General features: G+C 55.3%; 14 protein-coding genes. 4 read left to right on the top strand and 10 right to left on the bottom strand.

All coding sequences use genetic code 11. The features are described from left to right. Positions 1-79: 79 nt before the first annotated feature. The 7 genes from ACR3E2_RS17475 to ACR3E2_RS17505 form a co-directional block, all read right to left on the bottom strand. On the bottom strand, positions 80-1309 hold the full coding sequence (locus ACR3E2_RS17475; RefSeq protein ID WP_480484352.1) for an AGE family epimerase/isomerase: 1230 nt from the start codon (positions 1307-1309) through the stop codon (positions 80-82). Positions 1310-1376: 67 nt separating this feature from the next. After that, complete coding sequence (locus ACR3E2_RS17480) at positions 1377-2444, bottom strand: ABC transporter ATP-binding protein (protein ID WP_480484351.1); 1068 nt, start codon at positions 2442-2444, stop codon at positions 1377-1379. Positions 2445-2455: 11 nt separating this feature from the next. Continuing rightward, positions 2456-3298 carry a carbohydrate ABC transporter permease gene (locus ACR3E2_RS17485; protein WP_480477286.1) on the bottom strand — a complete coding sequence of 281 codons (843 nt, stop codon included), beginning with the start codon at positions 3296-3298 and terminating at the stop codon, positions 2456-2458. Positions 3299-3308: 10 nt separating this feature from the next. Then, complete coding sequence (locus tag ACR3E2_RS17490; RefSeq protein WP_480477288.1) at positions 3309-4259, bottom strand: carbohydrate ABC transporter permease; 951 nt, start codon at positions 4257-4259, stop codon at positions 3309-3311. Next, entirely contained in the window at positions 4241-5500 is a 1260-nt protein-coding gene (locus ACR3E2_RS17495; RefSeq protein ID WP_480477290.1) for an ABC transporter substrate-binding protein, read from the bottom strand. Before ACR3E2_RS17495 ends, ACR3E2_RS17490 begins: the two co-directional genes overlap by 19 nt. Before the next feature lie 35 nt (positions 5501-5535). After that, positions 5536-6687 carry an aminotransferase class I/II-fold pyridoxal phosphate-dependent enzyme gene (locus tag ACR3E2_RS17500; RefSeq protein ID WP_480484350.1) on the bottom strand — a complete coding sequence of 384 codons (1152 nt, stop codon included), beginning with the start codon at positions 6685-6687 and terminating at the stop codon, positions 5536-5538. Further along, the gene (locus ACR3E2_RS17505; protein ID WP_480484349.1) at positions 6680-7456 is read right to left on the bottom strand and encodes a FadR/GntR family transcriptional regulator; all 777 of its coding nucleotides are present in this window, start codon (positions 7454-7456) and stop codon (positions 6680-6682) included. The genes ACR3E2_RS17500 and ACR3E2_RS17505 overlap by 8 nt, the downstream gene beginning before the upstream one ends. Positions 7457-7845: 389 nt before the next feature. Here ACR3E2_RS17505 and ACR3E2_RS17510 point away from each other — a divergent pair, with 389 nt between their 5' ends. Both ACR3E2_RS17510 and ACR3E2_RS17515 read left to right on the top strand, forming a co-directional pair. Then, positions 7846-9585, top strand: coding sequence for a type I secretion system permease/ATPase (locus tag ACR3E2_RS17510; protein WP_480484348.1), 1740 nt, complete (start codon positions 7846-7848; stop codon positions 9583-9585). Positions 9586-9626: 41 nt separating this feature from the next. After that, the gene (locus ACR3E2_RS17515) at positions 9627-10901 is read left to right on the top strand and encodes an HlyD family type I secretion periplasmic adaptor subunit (RefSeq protein ID WP_480484347.1); all 1275 of its coding nucleotides are present in this window, start codon (positions 9627-9629) and stop codon (positions 10899-10901) included. 8 nt (positions 10902-10909) lie between these two features. Here the strand turns inward: ACR3E2_RS17515 and ACR3E2_RS17520 are convergent, their stop codons facing one another. The 3 genes from ACR3E2_RS17520 to ACR3E2_RS17530 are packed head-to-tail and all read right to left on the bottom strand — an operon-like array spanning position 10910 to position 13921. After that, positions 10910-11917 (bottom strand): ABC transporter substrate-binding protein, encoded by a 1008-nt coding sequence (locus tag ACR3E2_RS17520; RefSeq protein WP_480484346.1) that lies wholly within the window; start codon positions 11915-11917, stop codon positions 10910-10912. Continuing rightward, positions 11896-13263, bottom strand: a complete 1368-nt coding sequence (locus tag ACR3E2_RS17525) for a sensor histidine kinase (protein ID WP_480484358.1) — start codon at positions 13261-13263, stop codon at positions 11896-11898. Before ACR3E2_RS17525 ends, ACR3E2_RS17520 begins: the two co-directional genes overlap by 22 nt. After that, positions 13253-13921, bottom strand: coding sequence for a response regulator transcription factor (locus ACR3E2_RS17530; RefSeq protein WP_267366073.1), 669 nt, complete (start codon positions 13919-13921; stop codon positions 13253-13255). The genes ACR3E2_RS17525 and ACR3E2_RS17530 overlap by 11 nt, the downstream gene beginning before the upstream one ends. A gap of 108 nt (positions 13922-14029) precedes the next feature. Here ACR3E2_RS17530 and ACR3E2_RS17535 point away from each other — a divergent pair, with 108 nt between their 5' ends. After that, positions 14030-15010 (top strand): tripartite tricarboxylate transporter substrate binding protein, encoded by a 981-nt coding sequence (locus tag ACR3E2_RS17535; protein WP_480484345.1) that lies wholly within the window; start codon positions 14030-14032, stop codon positions 15008-15010. 66 nt (positions 15011-15076) lie between these two features. After that, positions 15077-15559 carry a tripartite tricarboxylate transporter TctB family protein gene (locus tag ACR3E2_RS17540; RefSeq protein WP_267366075.1) on the top strand — a complete coding sequence of 161 codons (483 nt, stop codon included), beginning with the start codon at positions 15077-15079 and terminating at the stop codon, positions 15557-15559.

The raw sequence follows: 15559 nt of genomic DNA on the forward strand, positions 1-15559 counted from the left end.
TAGTCTGCGGGTATTCGACAAGATCCTGCACCGGATTCTGACTCGGGTAAAACAAGCCGCAACTGCGGATTTTCCAAACCTAAAGCGGCATCAACCTCGATAGACGTTGTGACAGTGGAAACAGACAGGCTTGCAACGAGTGATAGATGTCCGGCTTGCCGTCAAAGATGGATGTCACAACAGCCCCTGCCCCATCTACTGCTGGATACCAGCCGCCATGCTGATGATCGACAAATGTTTCATTCGCATAGGTCCAGAGCTTTCTGTACCACTCCTCGTCTTCTGGCCTTCTGTCAAGCACGATCAGAGCGGCAACCGCCCCGATGGCTTCGGTGATGGGCCACCAGAACCGCGAAGCGTTGGCAACGCGGCCATCAAAATCAAGTGTGTAGGCCAACCCGCCATCAGGCAGCCACGCATCTTTCAAAGCCTGCGCAATCAGGTGGCGCGCCGTGTTCGGAGTATTAGGGCTCGTTCGGCCTGACAAATCCCAATGCTGAAGCTGAAGCCGACCCAATTCGAACGAATGCCCCGGCGTTGTTCCGGAAGGCCTGAACATCGGATCGCCCGCATAATCTCGGTTAATTTGCCAATCAGACGAATAGTGTTCGGGAAGCCGCCAGTTTTCACCGGGTGCAATTTTGCCAATGAAAAAGTCCAGAATGCGACCGGCGCGGGACAGGTAGGTTTCGTCCCCTGTTGCCTCAAAGGCAGCCAGCATCGCCTCAACGCCGTGCATATTGGCATTCATTCCACGATATGCGGAAAACGGCGTCCAATCCCTGTTCCATTCATCGCGAAACAGGCCCGCTTCTTCGTCCCAGAAGTGTTTTTCCAGAACATTTCGGACATCTGTCATTAGTTTGTCTGCATCCGGGTGACCCGCCATTTTCGCACTTGCCGAGGCAAGAAGGACAAAGACGTGCCCATAAGCAAGCTTGCGGTCATCCTTGATCTGATCCCCTTCCAGCGCCCAAAGATATCCGCCGTGGTCGCGATCTCGGTGATGGCTTTCAAGATATGCCATACCGTGATCGATGATCCGTTCAGCACCTTGAAAACCAGATAGATGTCCTAATGCATAAGAATGAATCAACCGGGTTGTCGTGTGCAGCTCCTGCAGCTTGCCGAGCAGCGGGCGACCATCGTGACCAAGTATATAGAACCCGGGCTCATCCCGGCAACTTGCGCTGAAGAACGTAAGTTGCCGCTTGGCCTGGTTCATCAACCAATCGCGGTGTCTTGGCGTTTCAATCCAAAACCCGGTCTCGGACTGTGACCCCGGAAGCAATAACTGATTGTCGTTCATCTAAATATCCCGCGGATGGAGTCCTGTCGTGCGCGACTTGGCCCGATCTTCCAAATTGCCCATCATCTCAGCAAGCACGTAGCAACGCTGTACCATCCGAGGCAAACAGATGTGCATTCTGTGCTTGAATGCGCAAACCGAGGCGATCCCCGGATTTCACGGGGATATTGCCATGCTTGCGCACCATCATGGGGCCGATCCCCTCAGCATTGACGTAGATGTTCGTGTCCGACCCCAGATGTTCAACAACATCCGCAACGGCGGACAGATCACCGGCACCGTTTTCCACAACATCGATGTGTTCCGGCCTTACACCCAGTTCTTTGGCCTCAGCGGCAAGGGGTTGATCGAGAATTTTAATTTCAACTCCATTCCCGACATTCACACCAGTTTCAGTTCCCAATACAGGCACAACATTCATGGTGGGTGAGCCGATAAACTGCGCAACAAACTTGTTGGCCGGTCTTTCATAAAGCTCAAGCGGGCTGCCGACTTGCTGGATGTCGCCTGCGTTCAGAACAACGATCCGATCTGCCAGCGTCAACGCTTCGACCTGATCATGGGTCACGTAGATCATGGTCGCGCTGAGCTTTTGATGCAGCCGCGCAATCTCCAGCCGCATCTCGACACGCAAAGCGGCGTCAAGGTTTGACAATGGCTCGTCAAACAGAAATGCGCGCGGGTCTCGGATGATGGCCCGCCCCATAGCAACCCGCTGACGTTGACCACCTGAAAGGGCCTTGGGCAAGCGATCCGTCAATTTGGTCAATCCCAGCGTCTCTGCCGCCTGGGCGACCTTTGATATGCGTTCAGCCACCGGAGCTTTGCGGATTTCCATCGAGAAACCCATGTTCCGAGCGACATCCATATGCGGATAGAGAGCGTAGGATTGGAACACCATCGCGATGTCCCGGTCCCTTGGCCTCACATCGTTCATACGCTCGCCATCGATCAGAAAGTCGCCGCTTGATATCGGTTCAAGACCAGCAACCATGCGCAGCAAAGTGGATTTGCCGCAGCCTGACGGGCCGACCAGAACGATGAACTCACCATCCTGAATTTCAAGATTGATGTTGCGCAGGACCTCGACGGATCCATAGCGTTTTGCAACATCACGAAGTTCGATACGTGCCATGATCTGGCCTCCTATCCTTTGACCGCGCCGGACGTGAGGCCCTGCACGAGATAGCGTTGAATGAAGATGAAAAAGAGGCAACTTGGGATCAGAGCCAGCACGCCAGCCGCCATCATTTGCCCCCAATCGACCGAGAATTTGGAAACAAATGTCAACAAGCCAACCGGGAATGTCATCGCGTCGTTCTTCGAGATCAGCATCAACGCAAACAAGAGCTCGGACCACGCGGCAGTAAAGACAAACCCAAGCGTCGCCCCTAACCCGGGCAATGTCAGCGGGAACACCACTTTGCGCAGCGCCTGAAACCGTGTACAGCCATCCATCATCGCCGCATCTTCCAGATCTTTGGGTATGCCATCAAAAAATGACTGCATCAGGAATGTTGCAAAGGGGATGTTGAACGCAGTGTAGACCACGATAAGGCTTGTCAGCGAATTCAGCAGCCCCAGGTCCGCGATGATCTTGTAGATGGGTGCGATGATCATCAGCAGGGGGAACATCTGGGTGACTAGCATCAAGGCGATGATGATGCGTTTGCCCGCAAAAACGAAGCGGGAAAAGGCATAACCCGCCCCAGCCGCGAACAAGGTCGTAAAGAACGCCGCGCCCAGCGACACCACAAGAGAGTTCCGGAAATAGGCCACAAAATCGGTCTGAAAGATAACCGTTTTGAAGTTTGAAAAGGTCACCTCGCTTGGAAACAGGCGGGTGCCCTCTGAAAAGATCAGTGCGTCCGGCGTCAACCCGATCTTGAGCAACCAATAAAGCGGGAACAACGCAAAGATCAGATAGAACGCAAGTGCCGCGTATTTACCCACAACCAGCAGGGGGTTGGGTTTCCTGACAGCTGACATGGTCAACTCCTCAAATCTTGACCAGCTTCTTGCGAAGCCAGAGCAGGATAACGGCGTAAATCAGAAGGATCAGCAACAGCGCCACAGCAATGGTTGACGCGTAGCCGAAGTCCAATTTGCGAAAAGCGGTGGTGAATATGTAGGTCGACAGGATTTGCGTCGAATTGGCAGGCCCGCCGCCGGTCATCACATAGATCAGGTCGGCGAAATTGGCGATCCAGATCGTCCTCAGCATCACGGTGATCGCGATCATCGGAGCAAGGAACGGCAACGTGATCTTGGTGAAGGTCTGCCAGGGGGTCGCGCCATCGACTTCTGCGGCCTCATAAAGCTCACCGGGTATCGATTGCAAAGCCGCCAGCAGTGTGATCGCAAAGAACGGTACGCCGAACCAGATATTTGCAGTGATCGGGCCCCATATTGCAAGCTTAGGATCGCCAAGGATATTGTAGGGCTCTGACAGAATGCCAAGGGCGGCCAGCCAATGCGGTAGCGGGCCGATGACAGGGTTAAAAAGCCACGCCCATGTCAGCGCGGAAAGGAAGGTCGGGACAGCCCAGGGTAGGAAAACAAGCGCCTGAAAAAGTTTCTTTCCATAGAACTGCGTATTCAAAAGCATGGCAAGGCCAAGGCCAAGCAGAAACTGGAACGTTATCGACCAAAAGGTCCAGAACAGCGTGTTCTCCATCGCGATCCAGAACTTGCGGTCTCGCCACAGGTCAACGTAGTTTTCAAACCCGATCCAACCAGACGCAAAAGGCTTTAACAGCTCAATGGATTGGAACGAATATGAGATTCCGATGATTAGCGGAACCATGATCACCGCACCGATCAAAAGAATTGCGGGCGACAAATAGAAAAAAGGCTCGACCATGTATTGCAGGTAGAGCGAGCGTCGTGCCCGGGTTTCCCCGGGCCTGACAGTTTTCTGAATGCGCGAAATCACTGTTTTGCCTTCCACTTGGCATGCTCGTCGGTGAGGAACTCTGCCCACTCGTCCGCGACGTCCTGCGCACTGCGCTGTCCCAACAGGGCTTCCTGACTGGTTTCCAGCAGAAGTGTGCTGCCAAAATAGCCCCACTGCTCCAGGTTGGTTGGCATTGTTGTCGGCACATATTGCTCGCCGTTCAGTTCCTCAAACCAGCCTTTGAATTGCTCGGTCTGGAAATGAGGATCCTGATCAGCGCCTTTGTGGATCGGAATGACGCCAACGCGTTTTGCCCACGTGGCGTTGGCTTCGGGCGTCGACAAGGCCGCAACCAGATCAAAGGCTTCGTCTTCATGTTCAGTCGCATTGAAGATCGACCAGCCTGCGAACCCAATGGTCGGGAAAGCTTTGCCCGAAGGCCCAACAGGCATCGGAATGACCGCGAAATCTTCGGCAGGCATCCGCTCGGCAATAGCGATCAGTGCGTCCGGGTCCTGATCGAGGAATGCACAGGTGCCGGAATAGAAGCCGGCCACGATCTCGTTAAAGCCCCAACTGACGGCATCCTTGGGCGCATACCCGTTCTGATACATATCGATCATGAACTGGATACCTTCGACCGAGCCGGGCTCGTTGATGCGGCTGACACCGTCTTCTGTGAAGAACTCGTTGGTGCCGTTCATGGCCGCCGCGAACATGATCCAGCCATTTGTTCCACCGGGACCACCGCGCAAACAGTATCCATACTTGCCCTCAAGCTCGGACACCGCGGCCGAGGCTGCCTTGAACTCCTCCATCGTAGTCGGGGGAGCGTCGATACCCGCTTCGGCCAGCAGTTTCTTGTTGTAGAACATCGCCCGCAGGTAGAAGCCGTACGGGATCATATAAAGGTCACCCGCCTGGCTGCCCATGGCGACTGTCTTGTCAGTCAGAGAAGCCCCGTGTTCCCATCCGGCGACATGATCCTTGAGACTGACCAGCTGATCGGACCCGGCATAGAGGGCCTGCCAGGTGTCGGGCATTTCAACCACATCCGGGATGTCGCCTCCTGCCACCATTGTTGCCAGCTTTTCGAACGCGTTACCCCAAGGTAGCGATACAATCTCGACAGTGACGTCGGGGTTATTGGCTTCGAATTCATCAACCAGTCCCTGAAGCACCTCTGTACGCTCGGGGCTTGTAATAACCTCGACCAGTTTCAGTGTGGTCTCGGCATAAGACGCCGAACCCATGAACACGGCCGCAGCCGTCATTCCAGCTAGTAGTTTTTTCATGTTTTCCTCCTGTTGATTTTATTGAGCGAACAGTTCTAAGCCGTGCTTTCGGCGAGAGCCGAAGCAAAATCGGCCCATAGATCTTCCGCCGACTCGAGCCCCAAACTCAGGCGCACAAGATTGGGTGAGACCCCAAATTTATGCATTGAGTTCTGTTCGCCAGCCTGAGCAAGCCCGACGCGCGCAGGCAGGATCAGACTTTCGAAGCCACCCCAGCTCACACCGAGGCGAAATAGGTTCAAGGCATCAGAAAGTTTTGCGATGTCGACACTGTCATCAAACTCAACCGACATAAGACCGGACCGCCCGGTCAACCCGGGCACGTCGTTGGCACCGGGTGAGTTGACCCGCCTGACCTGCGGAACAGTGGCCAGGCGATCAACAAACGTGTTGGCCGTTGCTTGATGCTGCATCATGCGTGCGTTCAGCGTGCGCAGGCCGCGCGTCAGCAGGAAGGCCTCAAAAGGTGCCAGTTTGGCGCCAAGCAAAGGAAGTGTCAGATCACGGATGCGGGCGATATGGTCCCGGGAGGCAACCACCACGCCCGCAACCGTGTCCGAGTGCCCCGAAATGTATTTCGAGGCCGAGTGGATGACGATGTCGATGCCCAATGAGAGGGGGCGTTGGAACACCGGGCTTGCCCATGAATTATCGATCATCGTCAACACATTGTGGCGTCTGGCATGCTCTGCGACGCGACGCAGATCCATCGCCTCAAAAACGATCGATCCGGGGCTCTCCAGATAGGCAACCGTTACATCGGCAAGCAGATCGGGGTCGTTCTCGAAACGCTCCGGCGCATGGTAGTCGATATGCACCCCGAACGGGCGCAGGATGCGCTCCATGAACCGGAATGAATCCGGATAGACATGTTTGACGCAGGCAATCCGGTCACCGGGTTTGACAAATGCCAGCAGCGTAGAGGAAATGGCCGCCATCCCGGAAGCAAATGCAACGGCTGCCTGACCTTGCTCGGCTTCAGCCATAAGCGTTTCAAACGCGGCGACGGTCGGGTTTTCCACGCGCGTGTAGATGGCCGTTTCTGATCTTCCGGCCATCCGGTCTTCAAAACTTTGGTAGTTGTCGAAAGTGAACAGTGAGGTTTGAACGATCGGCGGCGTGACCGAACCAGCCGCATCCGGGAAGGTTGCTGCAAGACGTGTCGAAAGGTCTTCGTAGTCAGACATTCTGGCTTTCCATGATTTCTAGGACTTCTGCTTCGACCATGTCCATGATCGCGCCGATAATACTTGCGGCTTCGTCTGCACGGCCGGAGACAACTGCTTCGGCCAGCGGCGCATGTATTGGAATTGAGGCCTGACCCAAGTGTGGTTGACCGAAGGGCGTGTCATATACTTCGTGAAAAGCTTTTTGAATTTGCCGGATCAACTGCCCGAAAAGTGGATTTCCGCACGCTTCATGCAGTGCCGCGTGAAACCGGTAATCGGCCGGCCGCCAATCCTCACCTGCAGAATGCACAGCTATGAGTTCCGCAACGCGGGCCGAAATCAAAAGCCGCTGCGCGTCTGAGCAATTCAGTGCTGCCAACCTTGCTGCCTCGATTTCCAGTGGCCGGCGCACAGCGTGTGTTCGCAAAAGGCTTTCGGCTTCGAGCTTCAGCGTGAGTGGGAGATGGATCGTATTGGCAGATACCTCGGCCGCCAATCGCGTCCCGGCTTTCTTGTTCCGTACAACGATGCCCATGTTCTGCCAACTTGTCAGGGCCTCGCGAACCTTCGCCCGTCCGATCCCAAGCTGATTTGCGATTTCGATCTCTGGCGGCAGGCGATCGCCTACCTTCAATCCTTCCAGTTCGATCATTCCAGAGAGAGCCTCCAGAACGTCCCGGCCGCTGCTGCCAGCCGGTAGCACCTTCAAGGTGTTGCCGACACTCTCAGCTTTTTCCTTTGGGGGCGTTCTTTTGACCACGCGCGGCTTCTCCGATTCGTATTTCATTCACTTTTACATTTAATGTAGGACAAAATAAACAATAATGTCCGACATTAAAAAAAGCTTGTCATCCTTACAGTTGAAGTCGAAAAATCCGGTCTCGGTCATTTCGCGGCGGGATCAATGCAACCTTAATCGCCTGCGGCTTGTTGGCGGGCTGCGGTCTTCGCGCGTCCGTATATTTGCTGTATTCCGCCCGATTTGCCGTAATCCTGAAACGCCTGCCCAGCGGCGCCTGTAATTGCCGTTAGATTTTTGTCAGCTACGGCTGAATAGTGCTTCTTTACGCTAGGGACCCGCGGTTTCTTGCCCAAAAAAAGATGTGCAAACTTGGCAAGGCTGATCTAACTTTTTAAATGCGGGGGCGCATCTCCGGATAATATGGATTTAAAACATTGAAACCTGAACACCGCGTATCTGCGGCCCCCCGGCATGAACTGCGCAATGTGCGCAATCAGGGGATCGCGTTCCTTGCTTTGGCGTTCTTGTTCAGCATTTTTGTGAACCTGCTTATGCTGACTGGCCCATTGTTCATGTTGCAGGTGTATGACCGGGTATTGGGCTCGCGTGCAGTGGAAACACTGACAGCGCTGTTTTTGTTGGTGGCGTTGCTTTATGCGCTGATGGCGATGCTGGATTTTGCCCGCGGACGCATCGTGGCCCGGTTCGGCGCACGGTTCCAGTCACAGTTGGATGAGCGCGTCTTCGAAGCAACGCTGCGGCGTTCACTTTTGCCGCAAATACGATCTGCCCCGGCAACGGCCTTGCGTGATTTGGAATCCATTCGAAACCTGTGCTCATCCCCCGTTCTGCTGGCGGTGATGGATATTCCATGGACGCCTGTTTTTCTGGGTGCGATTTTCCTGTTTCATCCCTTGCTGGGCTGGCTGGCCGTGGCAAGCGGTGTTCTGCTTGTCGTGATTGCACTGCTCAATCAGGCTCTGACCAGCAGAAAAGTCGCTGAAGCACAAACTGCAGCAGCGCGGGCAAACGCCTTTGCGGAACATGCGAGACAAGCGGCAGAGGTTGTGCGCTCACAGGGTATGCAGGCGGACGTGACAAAGCGGTGGTTGGACCAGCGTTCGAATGCCTTGCGCCAAACCATTTCGGCCAGCGACTGGACAGGCAGTTTTACGTCTTTGACCAAGTCGTTACGACTGTTTCTTCAATCTGCAATGCTTGCCTTGGGCGCGTGGCTGGTTTTGCAAAACGAAATGACACCGGGCGCGATGATCGCGGGTTCAATCCTTTTGGGTCGGGCCCTCGCCCCGGTCGAACAAGCGGTCGGCCAATGGGGCATGATCGAACGTGCGCGAACGGCCTGGACTTCCCTAAGCCGGTTTTTGGATCAGACCCCTCCCGAAGAGCAGCGGATTCGCTTGCCCATCCCGAAAGCGCAGTTGGAAGCCAAATCGCTGACTGTCATTCCCCCCGGGGCAACAACGCCAACGTTGCGGAACGTGAATCTGAAGCTGCAACCGGGCAAGGCGCTGGGTGTCATCGGCAAAAGCGGATCGGGAAAGACGACACTGGCCAAGGCGTTGCTGGGGCTTTGGAATCCGGCAGCCGGTGAAATTCGACTTGGTGGTGCCACTCTGGATCAATATGACTCCAACGATCTGGGCAGCCATATCGGATATTTGCCGCAGCAGGTTACCCTGTTTAACGGGACCGTGGCCGAGAACATCGCCCGGATGTCAGAAAACCCGGATTCCGAAGCGGTGGTGGCCGCAGCCAAGAAAGCCAATGCGCACGACCTGATCCTGTCTTTGGAGAAAGGTTATGGTACCTTCCTTGAAGGCAATGACAGTCAGTTGTCAGGCGGGCAGAAACAGCGCATCGCTCTGGCCCGCGCCCTCTATGGCGACCCTGTTCTGCTTATTCTCGACGAACCAAACTCGGCACTGGACGCGGATGGCACCGAAGCCTTGAACGCGGCCGTGAGGGGGCTCAAGGCGGCAGGCAAAGCCGCCATCATCATGACACACCGCCCGCAGGCCATTTCGGAATGTGACGATCTGGCCGTTGTCGAAAAAGGACAAGTGGTCAGGTTCGGCAGTCGTGACGAGGTTCTCAGCGCAATGGTGCAGAACGCGGGCGCGATTAAGCGCAAGCTTAGCCCCGTAGGTGAATAATGGCAAAAAAGACGACCAAGAAGCAGGCGCAGGCCTGGAGTATGAGAATTCCCGCCCTGGTGGGATTCGCCGCACTTGCCATTTTGGTTGGCGGATTGGGTCTTTGGGCAGTGAAGACGCGCCTCGCAGGTGCGATCGTATCCTCAGGCGTGATCGAGGTACAAAGCAACCGTCAGGTGGTAGAACACCCCGATGGCGGCGTTGTTGGCGAAATATTTGTACGCGATGGTGATGTGGTCGCCTCGGGCGAGATGCTGTTGCGGCTGGATGATACTTTCCTATCGTCCGAACAGACGATTGTGGAAGCGCAGCTTTTTGAGCTTCTGACACGGCGTGTCAGGCTTCAGGCCGAACGCGACGGGCTTTCGTCGCAAGAGTTGGCGGCGCAGTTGCACGAGGTTCAGACGGAATACAGCATTGATCTGGACCTGATCGAAGGTCAGCAAAACCTGTTCGACGCCCGGGTGGAAACCCTATCCAAACAGCAAGAACAGCTGAACAAGCAGCTGGTTCAGATCGAGAGCGAGATTGAAGGCACGCAGGCCCAACTCGTTTCGCTGCGCCGTCAGGTTGAATTGATCGAGGATGAGCTGGAAGACCAGCAAAGCCTGTTGAAACGAGGATTGACGCAAACCAGTCGTGTACTGGCCCTGCAACGGGAAGAAGCCAGCCTGACAGGTGAAATAGGCCGACTGGAAGCTGCTGTCGCCCGCCTCAAAGGGCAGATCGCATCAACCGAGATCCAGATCGTTGAACTGTCTGCAACCCGCCGGGAAGAGGCAATTACCACGTTGCGGGACGTACAGGCGCAAGTTGCTGAACTATCGGAACGCCGACTGTCCCTGTCCGAGCGGCTGACACGATTGGACATCCGCGCACCGGTCAGCGGAACAGTATATGGAAGTCAGGTCTTTGCCCTTCAGTCTGTCGTTCAGCCGGGTGAACCCATGATGTATGTTGTTCCACAGGATACGCCATTGCTTGTCGCCGCGCGCGTTGACGCGATCCATGTGGATCAGCTGCATGTGGGTCAACCTGTCGCCCTGCGGTTTCCGGCCTTCAATCAGCGTGAAACGCCTGAATTGGACGGGCAGGTCAAAAACGTGTCAGCCGATACATTCACGGATGAAAAGTCCGGCTTTACATTCTATCGCGCCGAAGTGGTTATGAATGATGGCGAGCTGGACCGTCTCAACGGTCAGGAGCTTTTGCCGGGTATGCCTGTTGAGACACTGATCAAAACCGATGAACGCACCCCGTTGTCCTATCTGGTCAAGCCGATGGCCGATTACTTCAATCGTGCATTTAGGGAATGACGGCAGGGCTATCTCTGGATAACTGCGCTTTCCCATTCGGCCAGAAAACGGCGGCGTTTTAATCTGTCCAAAAACGTCATCAGCGCTGGATCAAGCCCAATCGTTTCACGTTCTTCGTCCGTGTCAAAAGGTGCCAAAGGCGGGAGGGTGTGGCCCCCACCTGACTGCGTGGATTGCTTTGATACAAGGTGACGAACAAAAGACGCGGCAAATTCGGGTACGGGTGTACCTTCAAGAACCATCACCGTGCGCATCATGGTCGTCTGAAAATCCGACGGCAGGATAACCTCAAGCGTATCCTTGTGCCCGGCGCGCGCATCCGCATAGCTGCCAAGTACATTATAGGCTACGGCGATCTCACCTTTAACAAGATCATCAATCATGTCGCCGGAACAGCAGTACAGACGCACATCCAACCCGCCCATGACTTCCATCAGGCGCCAGAACGTTTCTGACGCACGGGCATCCTGCGTCGCAAACAGATACCCTAGACCGGACTGACGGATGTCATAAGTTCCCACCCGGCCCCGAAAGCTGTCCGGTCGCATTCGAAGAGCTTCAATCAGTTGCTGTCGAGTCTCTGGGACAGGCGCGCCGGAAAAGGCGGCACGGTTGATCACGATGGTCGCGGGCTCGAACGTGAAGGCGAAAAGACTGCGATGCCACTGCGCCCAGGATGGCAGCGATATGTCATCAATCACGCGTCCATAACCGTCATTGGCCAGTTTCAGTTGCAGGTCCATGGCGCTGGAAATGACAATATCGAAATCTTCCGGTGCGGTGCGCACGATCCGATCGATGTCGGCAGTACCCGTCACCAAATACTCGACAGAAATGTCAGGGTTTTCCTTGATAAAGCTGGAAATCATAGGCTCAAACAAAAACGTATCGGTGCTTGAGATGACCCGAATATGTGCCTCGTCTGCTTCGGCGTTGAATACTTGCCGATCCTCCCAGACTTGCGCCTGTGTGACAGCGGGAAACCAAAGGAAGACTAAAGCGATAATGTAACGCATGCGCCGCCTCCCTGTCTGTTGGACAAGGCAAGCGCTCCACCATGCGCTGTTGCAACGTCCTGCGCGATGGTCAGGCCCAAACCGGACCCAATGGTACCACTTGCGTTCTTACCCCGTTCAAACCGACGCGTGAGAGTGTCAATTTCGTTTAAGGGAAACCCCGGGCCACGGTCTTTTACCCGGATTTGAGCCCATGGCTCCGACGTGACTTCGATGCGAACAGAACTGTCGGCCGGAGCATATTTAAGTGCGTTGTCAATCATGTTGCGCACGGCGTTTTGAATGAGGATGGGGTCACCTGAATACATGACCTGTGGGTCGCCACAAAGCGACAACGACAAGTCCTTCATCTCGGCAATTGGTGTCAGGCGTTGCACAAGGTCACTGACCAAAGCGTTCAGGTCAATGTCTTCCCGCTCAAGATGGTCAGCCCGGAACGTGATCATCGCATGATCCAACAGCTGTCCTGCTGCACGAGAGCTTTCGTCAATGGCACGCACCATCGAGCGCAGCGCCTCGCGGTTTTCTTCTTTTTCAACCCTTTGTAAAGTGGCGTCAGCATAGGACCTGACCGTCGCAAGAGGGGTGCGAACACGGTGGGCCGCCTCGGCAATAAAGTCTTCTGACTGGCTGAGTGACTGATCAAGCCGACCCATCAATGAGTTCAGTGAAGCAACCAAGGGGGCCATTTCGCGGGGTACCGGCTTTTTGAACGGGCTCAGATCCTGCGGCCCACGGCGGGTGACAGAGGTTGTCAATCTATTCAACTGCCCGATGGTCGAGGACGTCGCCCAGAAGGAAAGAGCGGCAGCAAGGGCAAAGAACCCTACGCCCAGAATCGCCGCATTGCGCGAAATCTGGTCCAGAGTTTCGGCCAACGCGTCTTGTGTCTGCCCCAGCGCGACCACCAGTTCGGTTTGCTTATCCAATCCCACCAAAGTCCGGCTGGCGCTGACCTGACGAATGGTTTCACCGCGAATCTGACTGGAACTGAAAAGCGATTTTCCGTCACGCGGTCCAATGGTCGGTGGAAAATCCTCGTATCCGGAAAGAAACGTGCCGTCCTGAAAAATAGAATAGAAGATCCGGTCGTCCGCAGGGGTGCTTAGCATCGCGAAGGCGGCATATGGGATATCGACCTCCAACACCCCTTCCCGCAAGGCGGCCGCATCGAGGATTGAGGCCACTGATGCACCAAGTATGTTGTCTTGCCCCTGTTGCGCGACCTGCGCAGCATAGTTTCGGACTGCGACAAACAGCAGGAACGCAAGTATGGCCGCGCCGCCGATCAGTGTCAGAACCAGCCTGTTCCGCAGCGATCCTGACACATTGGGATCAGGAGGCATGGTCAAGTCTGTATCCCAGCCCACGAAGCGTGGTGATCTTCAGGTCCGAGGGTTCCAGATGCTTGCGCAGGCGGCCCACATAAACTTCGATCGCGTTATCAGAGACATCATCATCATAAGAAAAAAGCCGGTCGGTTAGTTTTTGTTTCGAAAAAACCTGACCAGGTGCGCTGATGAACAATTCCAGCAGGCGCAGTTCACGATTCCGCAGCGACACGGTCTCGTCACCCACGGTAAGATGGCCAGCCAGGGGATCGAATACGATGCCGCCGACTTCTATCGTTGTCTTCGTATTCCCGGATTTGCGACGCAGAACTGCGCGGCAGCGCGCTTCCAGCTCGGCATGATCAAACGGTTTGGTGACATAATCGTCAGCACCAAGATCAAGCGAGCCGATTCGATCCGAAACCTGACTGCGGGCCGTCAAAACGATCACCGGCGTGTCCAAATGGCTCGCGCGATGCCGCTTGAGGAAATCGCGACCGTCCCCATCCGGCAGCATGATATCCAGCAGGATCAGATCGTATTCCTGAGTTTCAACGAAGGCAGTTGCATCACCTAATGTAGACGCGTTATCAACCACATGCCCGTCTAACCTCATGCGGGAACTGATTGCGTTTGCGAGGTCTAGATTGTCTTCGACAAGCAGAAATTTCATCGGGCTTTTATACTATTCTCGCGCGTGACAGGTTGATGTCAGGTTGGTGTGTTTTTGTTCTTCCCAATCTGAGCCGCCATGCGGCCCGTTGTCAAATGGGAGGACATCATGACAACATTCGCACTGGGCCGTCGCGCCCTTATCGCAGCTGTAGCTGCAGTAGGTCTTGCAGGACCTGTTCTGGCTGAAGACCAGGTAGTGGACAGCATCCACTTTCTGATCCCCGGCGGCGCCGGTGGTGGTTGGGACGGTACCGCCCGCGGCACCGGCGAAGCGCTGACGAACGCCGGTCTTGTGGGCACCGCGTCTTATGAAAACATGTCAGGCGGTGGTGGCGGCAAAGCCATCGGCTATCTGATTGAAAACGCCGACAGCAACCACGGGACATTGATGGTAAACTCCACGCCAATCGTGATCCGTTCGTTGACTGGCGTGTTCCCTCACAACTTCCGCGACCTGACGCTGGTGTCGGGTACGATCGGTGATTACGCAGCCATTGTTGTCGGCAAAGACAGCCCCATCAACTCTATGAGTGATCTGCTGGCAGCCTTCGACGCCGACCCGGGCAACACGGCCATCGGCGGTGGCTCGGTTCCTGGTGGTATGGACCACCTGGTCGCAGCCATGGTGATGGAAGCGGCCGGAAAAGATGCGCTTGGCGTGAAGTACATTCCATATGATGCGGGTGGCAAAGCCATGGCTGCCCTTCTGTCCGGTGAGATCGCAGCGCTGTCTACAGGTTTCTCTGAAGCCGTCGATCTGGCCAATGCAGGTGAAGTCAAAATCATCGGCGTCACATCGGCAGATCGCGTAGAGGCCGCCCCAGACGCGATGACCATGAAAGAACAGGGCATCGACACCACCTTTGTGAACTGGCGTGGCTTCTTTGCGGCCCCGGGTCTGCCCGAGGACAAGCTTGCAGCATACCAGGCCGCGATTGCCAAGATGTACGACACCCCGGAATGGGAAGAGGTTCGTGCACGCAACGGTTGGGTGAACATCCACAACTCGGGCGATGATTTCCGGTCATTTCTTGAGCAGCAGGAACAACAGATCGGTGATCTGATGAAGAAGCTGGGCTTCCTCTGAATACAATTTGGGCAGAGCGGTAACCCGCTCTGCCATCCCTGACGACGAAAAAAAGGAGGGGGTCTCATGGCGCTGGATCGCTGGATCGCGCTCATTCTTCTGGGTGTTTGTTTAACATATGGCTACGCCGCTTGGTTCACGATGGACAGTAGTCTTCCCCCTTTCATGCAAAGAAACCCCATATGGCCAAGCACTTTCCCCAAAGTGCTGTCTATTCTGGGGATAATCACGGCCACGATCATTCTGCTGGGTTTCGAAAAAGCTGAACCCAGCGAACCTGAAATCGATTACCGGCGGTTGGGCGATTACCATCTTGGTCAGGCGATCATGCTGCTGGTTCTGATGGTTGTCTACGCGTTGTGCCTGCGTCCCGTCGGGTTCCTGATCTCAACTTCGGCCTTCCTGATCTTTGGGTCTTTTATCCTGGGTGAACGAAAATGGCATATCATGCTGCCCGTCGCTCTGATCGCCACTGGTACGGTCTGGTATCTGGTTCAGGAAGTCCTTGGCATTTACATGCGCCCTTTGCCCGGCATTTTCGGAGGCTGA

Source organism: Ruegeria sp. AL7, from assembly GCF_056536105.1.

What these genes read in the sequence shown, in the direction of transcription:
- ACR3E2_RS17475 (WP_480484352.1), bottom strand. Translation starts at nt 1,309, where the DNA reads ATGAACGACAATCAGTTATTGCTTCCGGGGTCACAGTCCGAGACCGGG.
- ACR3E2_RS17480 (WP_480484351.1), bottom strand. Translation starts at nt 2,444, where the DNA reads ATGGCACGTATCGAACTTCGTGATGTTGCAAAACGCTATGGATCCGTC.
- ACR3E2_RS17485 (WP_480477286.1), bottom strand. Translation starts at nt 3,298, where the DNA reads ATGTCAGCTGTCAGGAAACCCAACCCCCTGCTGGTTGTGGGTAAATAC.
- ACR3E2_RS17495 (WP_480477290.1), bottom strand. Translation starts at nt 5,500, where the DNA reads ATGAAAAAACTACTAGCTGGAATGACGGCTGCGGCCGTGTTCATGGGT.
- ACR3E2_RS17500 (WP_480484350.1), bottom strand. Translation starts at nt 6,687, where the DNA reads ATGTCTGACTACGAAGACCTTTCGACACGTCTTGCAGCAACCTTCCCG.
- ACR3E2_RS17505 (WP_480484349.1), bottom strand. Translation starts at nt 7,456, where the DNA reads ATGAAATACGAATCGGAGAAGCCGCGCGTGGTCAAAAGAACGCCCCCA.
- ACR3E2_RS17515 (WP_480484347.1), top strand. Translation starts at nt 9,627, where the DNA reads ATGAGAATTCCCGCCCTGGTGGGATTCGCCGCACTTGCCATTTTGGTT.
- ACR3E2_RS17520 (WP_480484346.1), bottom strand. Translation starts at nt 11,917, where the DNA reads ATGCGTTACATTATCGCTTTAGTCTTCCTTTGGTTTCCCGCTGTCACA.
- ACR3E2_RS17525 (WP_480484358.1), bottom strand. Translation starts at nt 13,263, where the DNA reads ATGCCTCCTGATCCCAATGTGTCAGGATCGCTGCGGAACAGGCTGGTT.
- ACR3E2_RS17530 (WP_267366073.1), bottom strand. Translation starts at nt 13,921, where the DNA reads ATGAAATTTCTGCTTGTCGAAGACAATCTAGACCTCGCAAACGCAATC.
- ACR3E2_RS17535 (WP_480484345.1), top strand. Translation starts at nt 14,030, where the DNA reads ATGACAACATTCGCACTGGGCCGTCGCGCCCTTATCGCAGCTGTAGCT.
- ACR3E2_RS17540 (WP_267366075.1), top strand. Translation starts at nt 15,077, where the DNA reads ATGGCGCTGGATCGCTGGATCGCGCTCATTCTTCTGGGTGTTTGTTTA.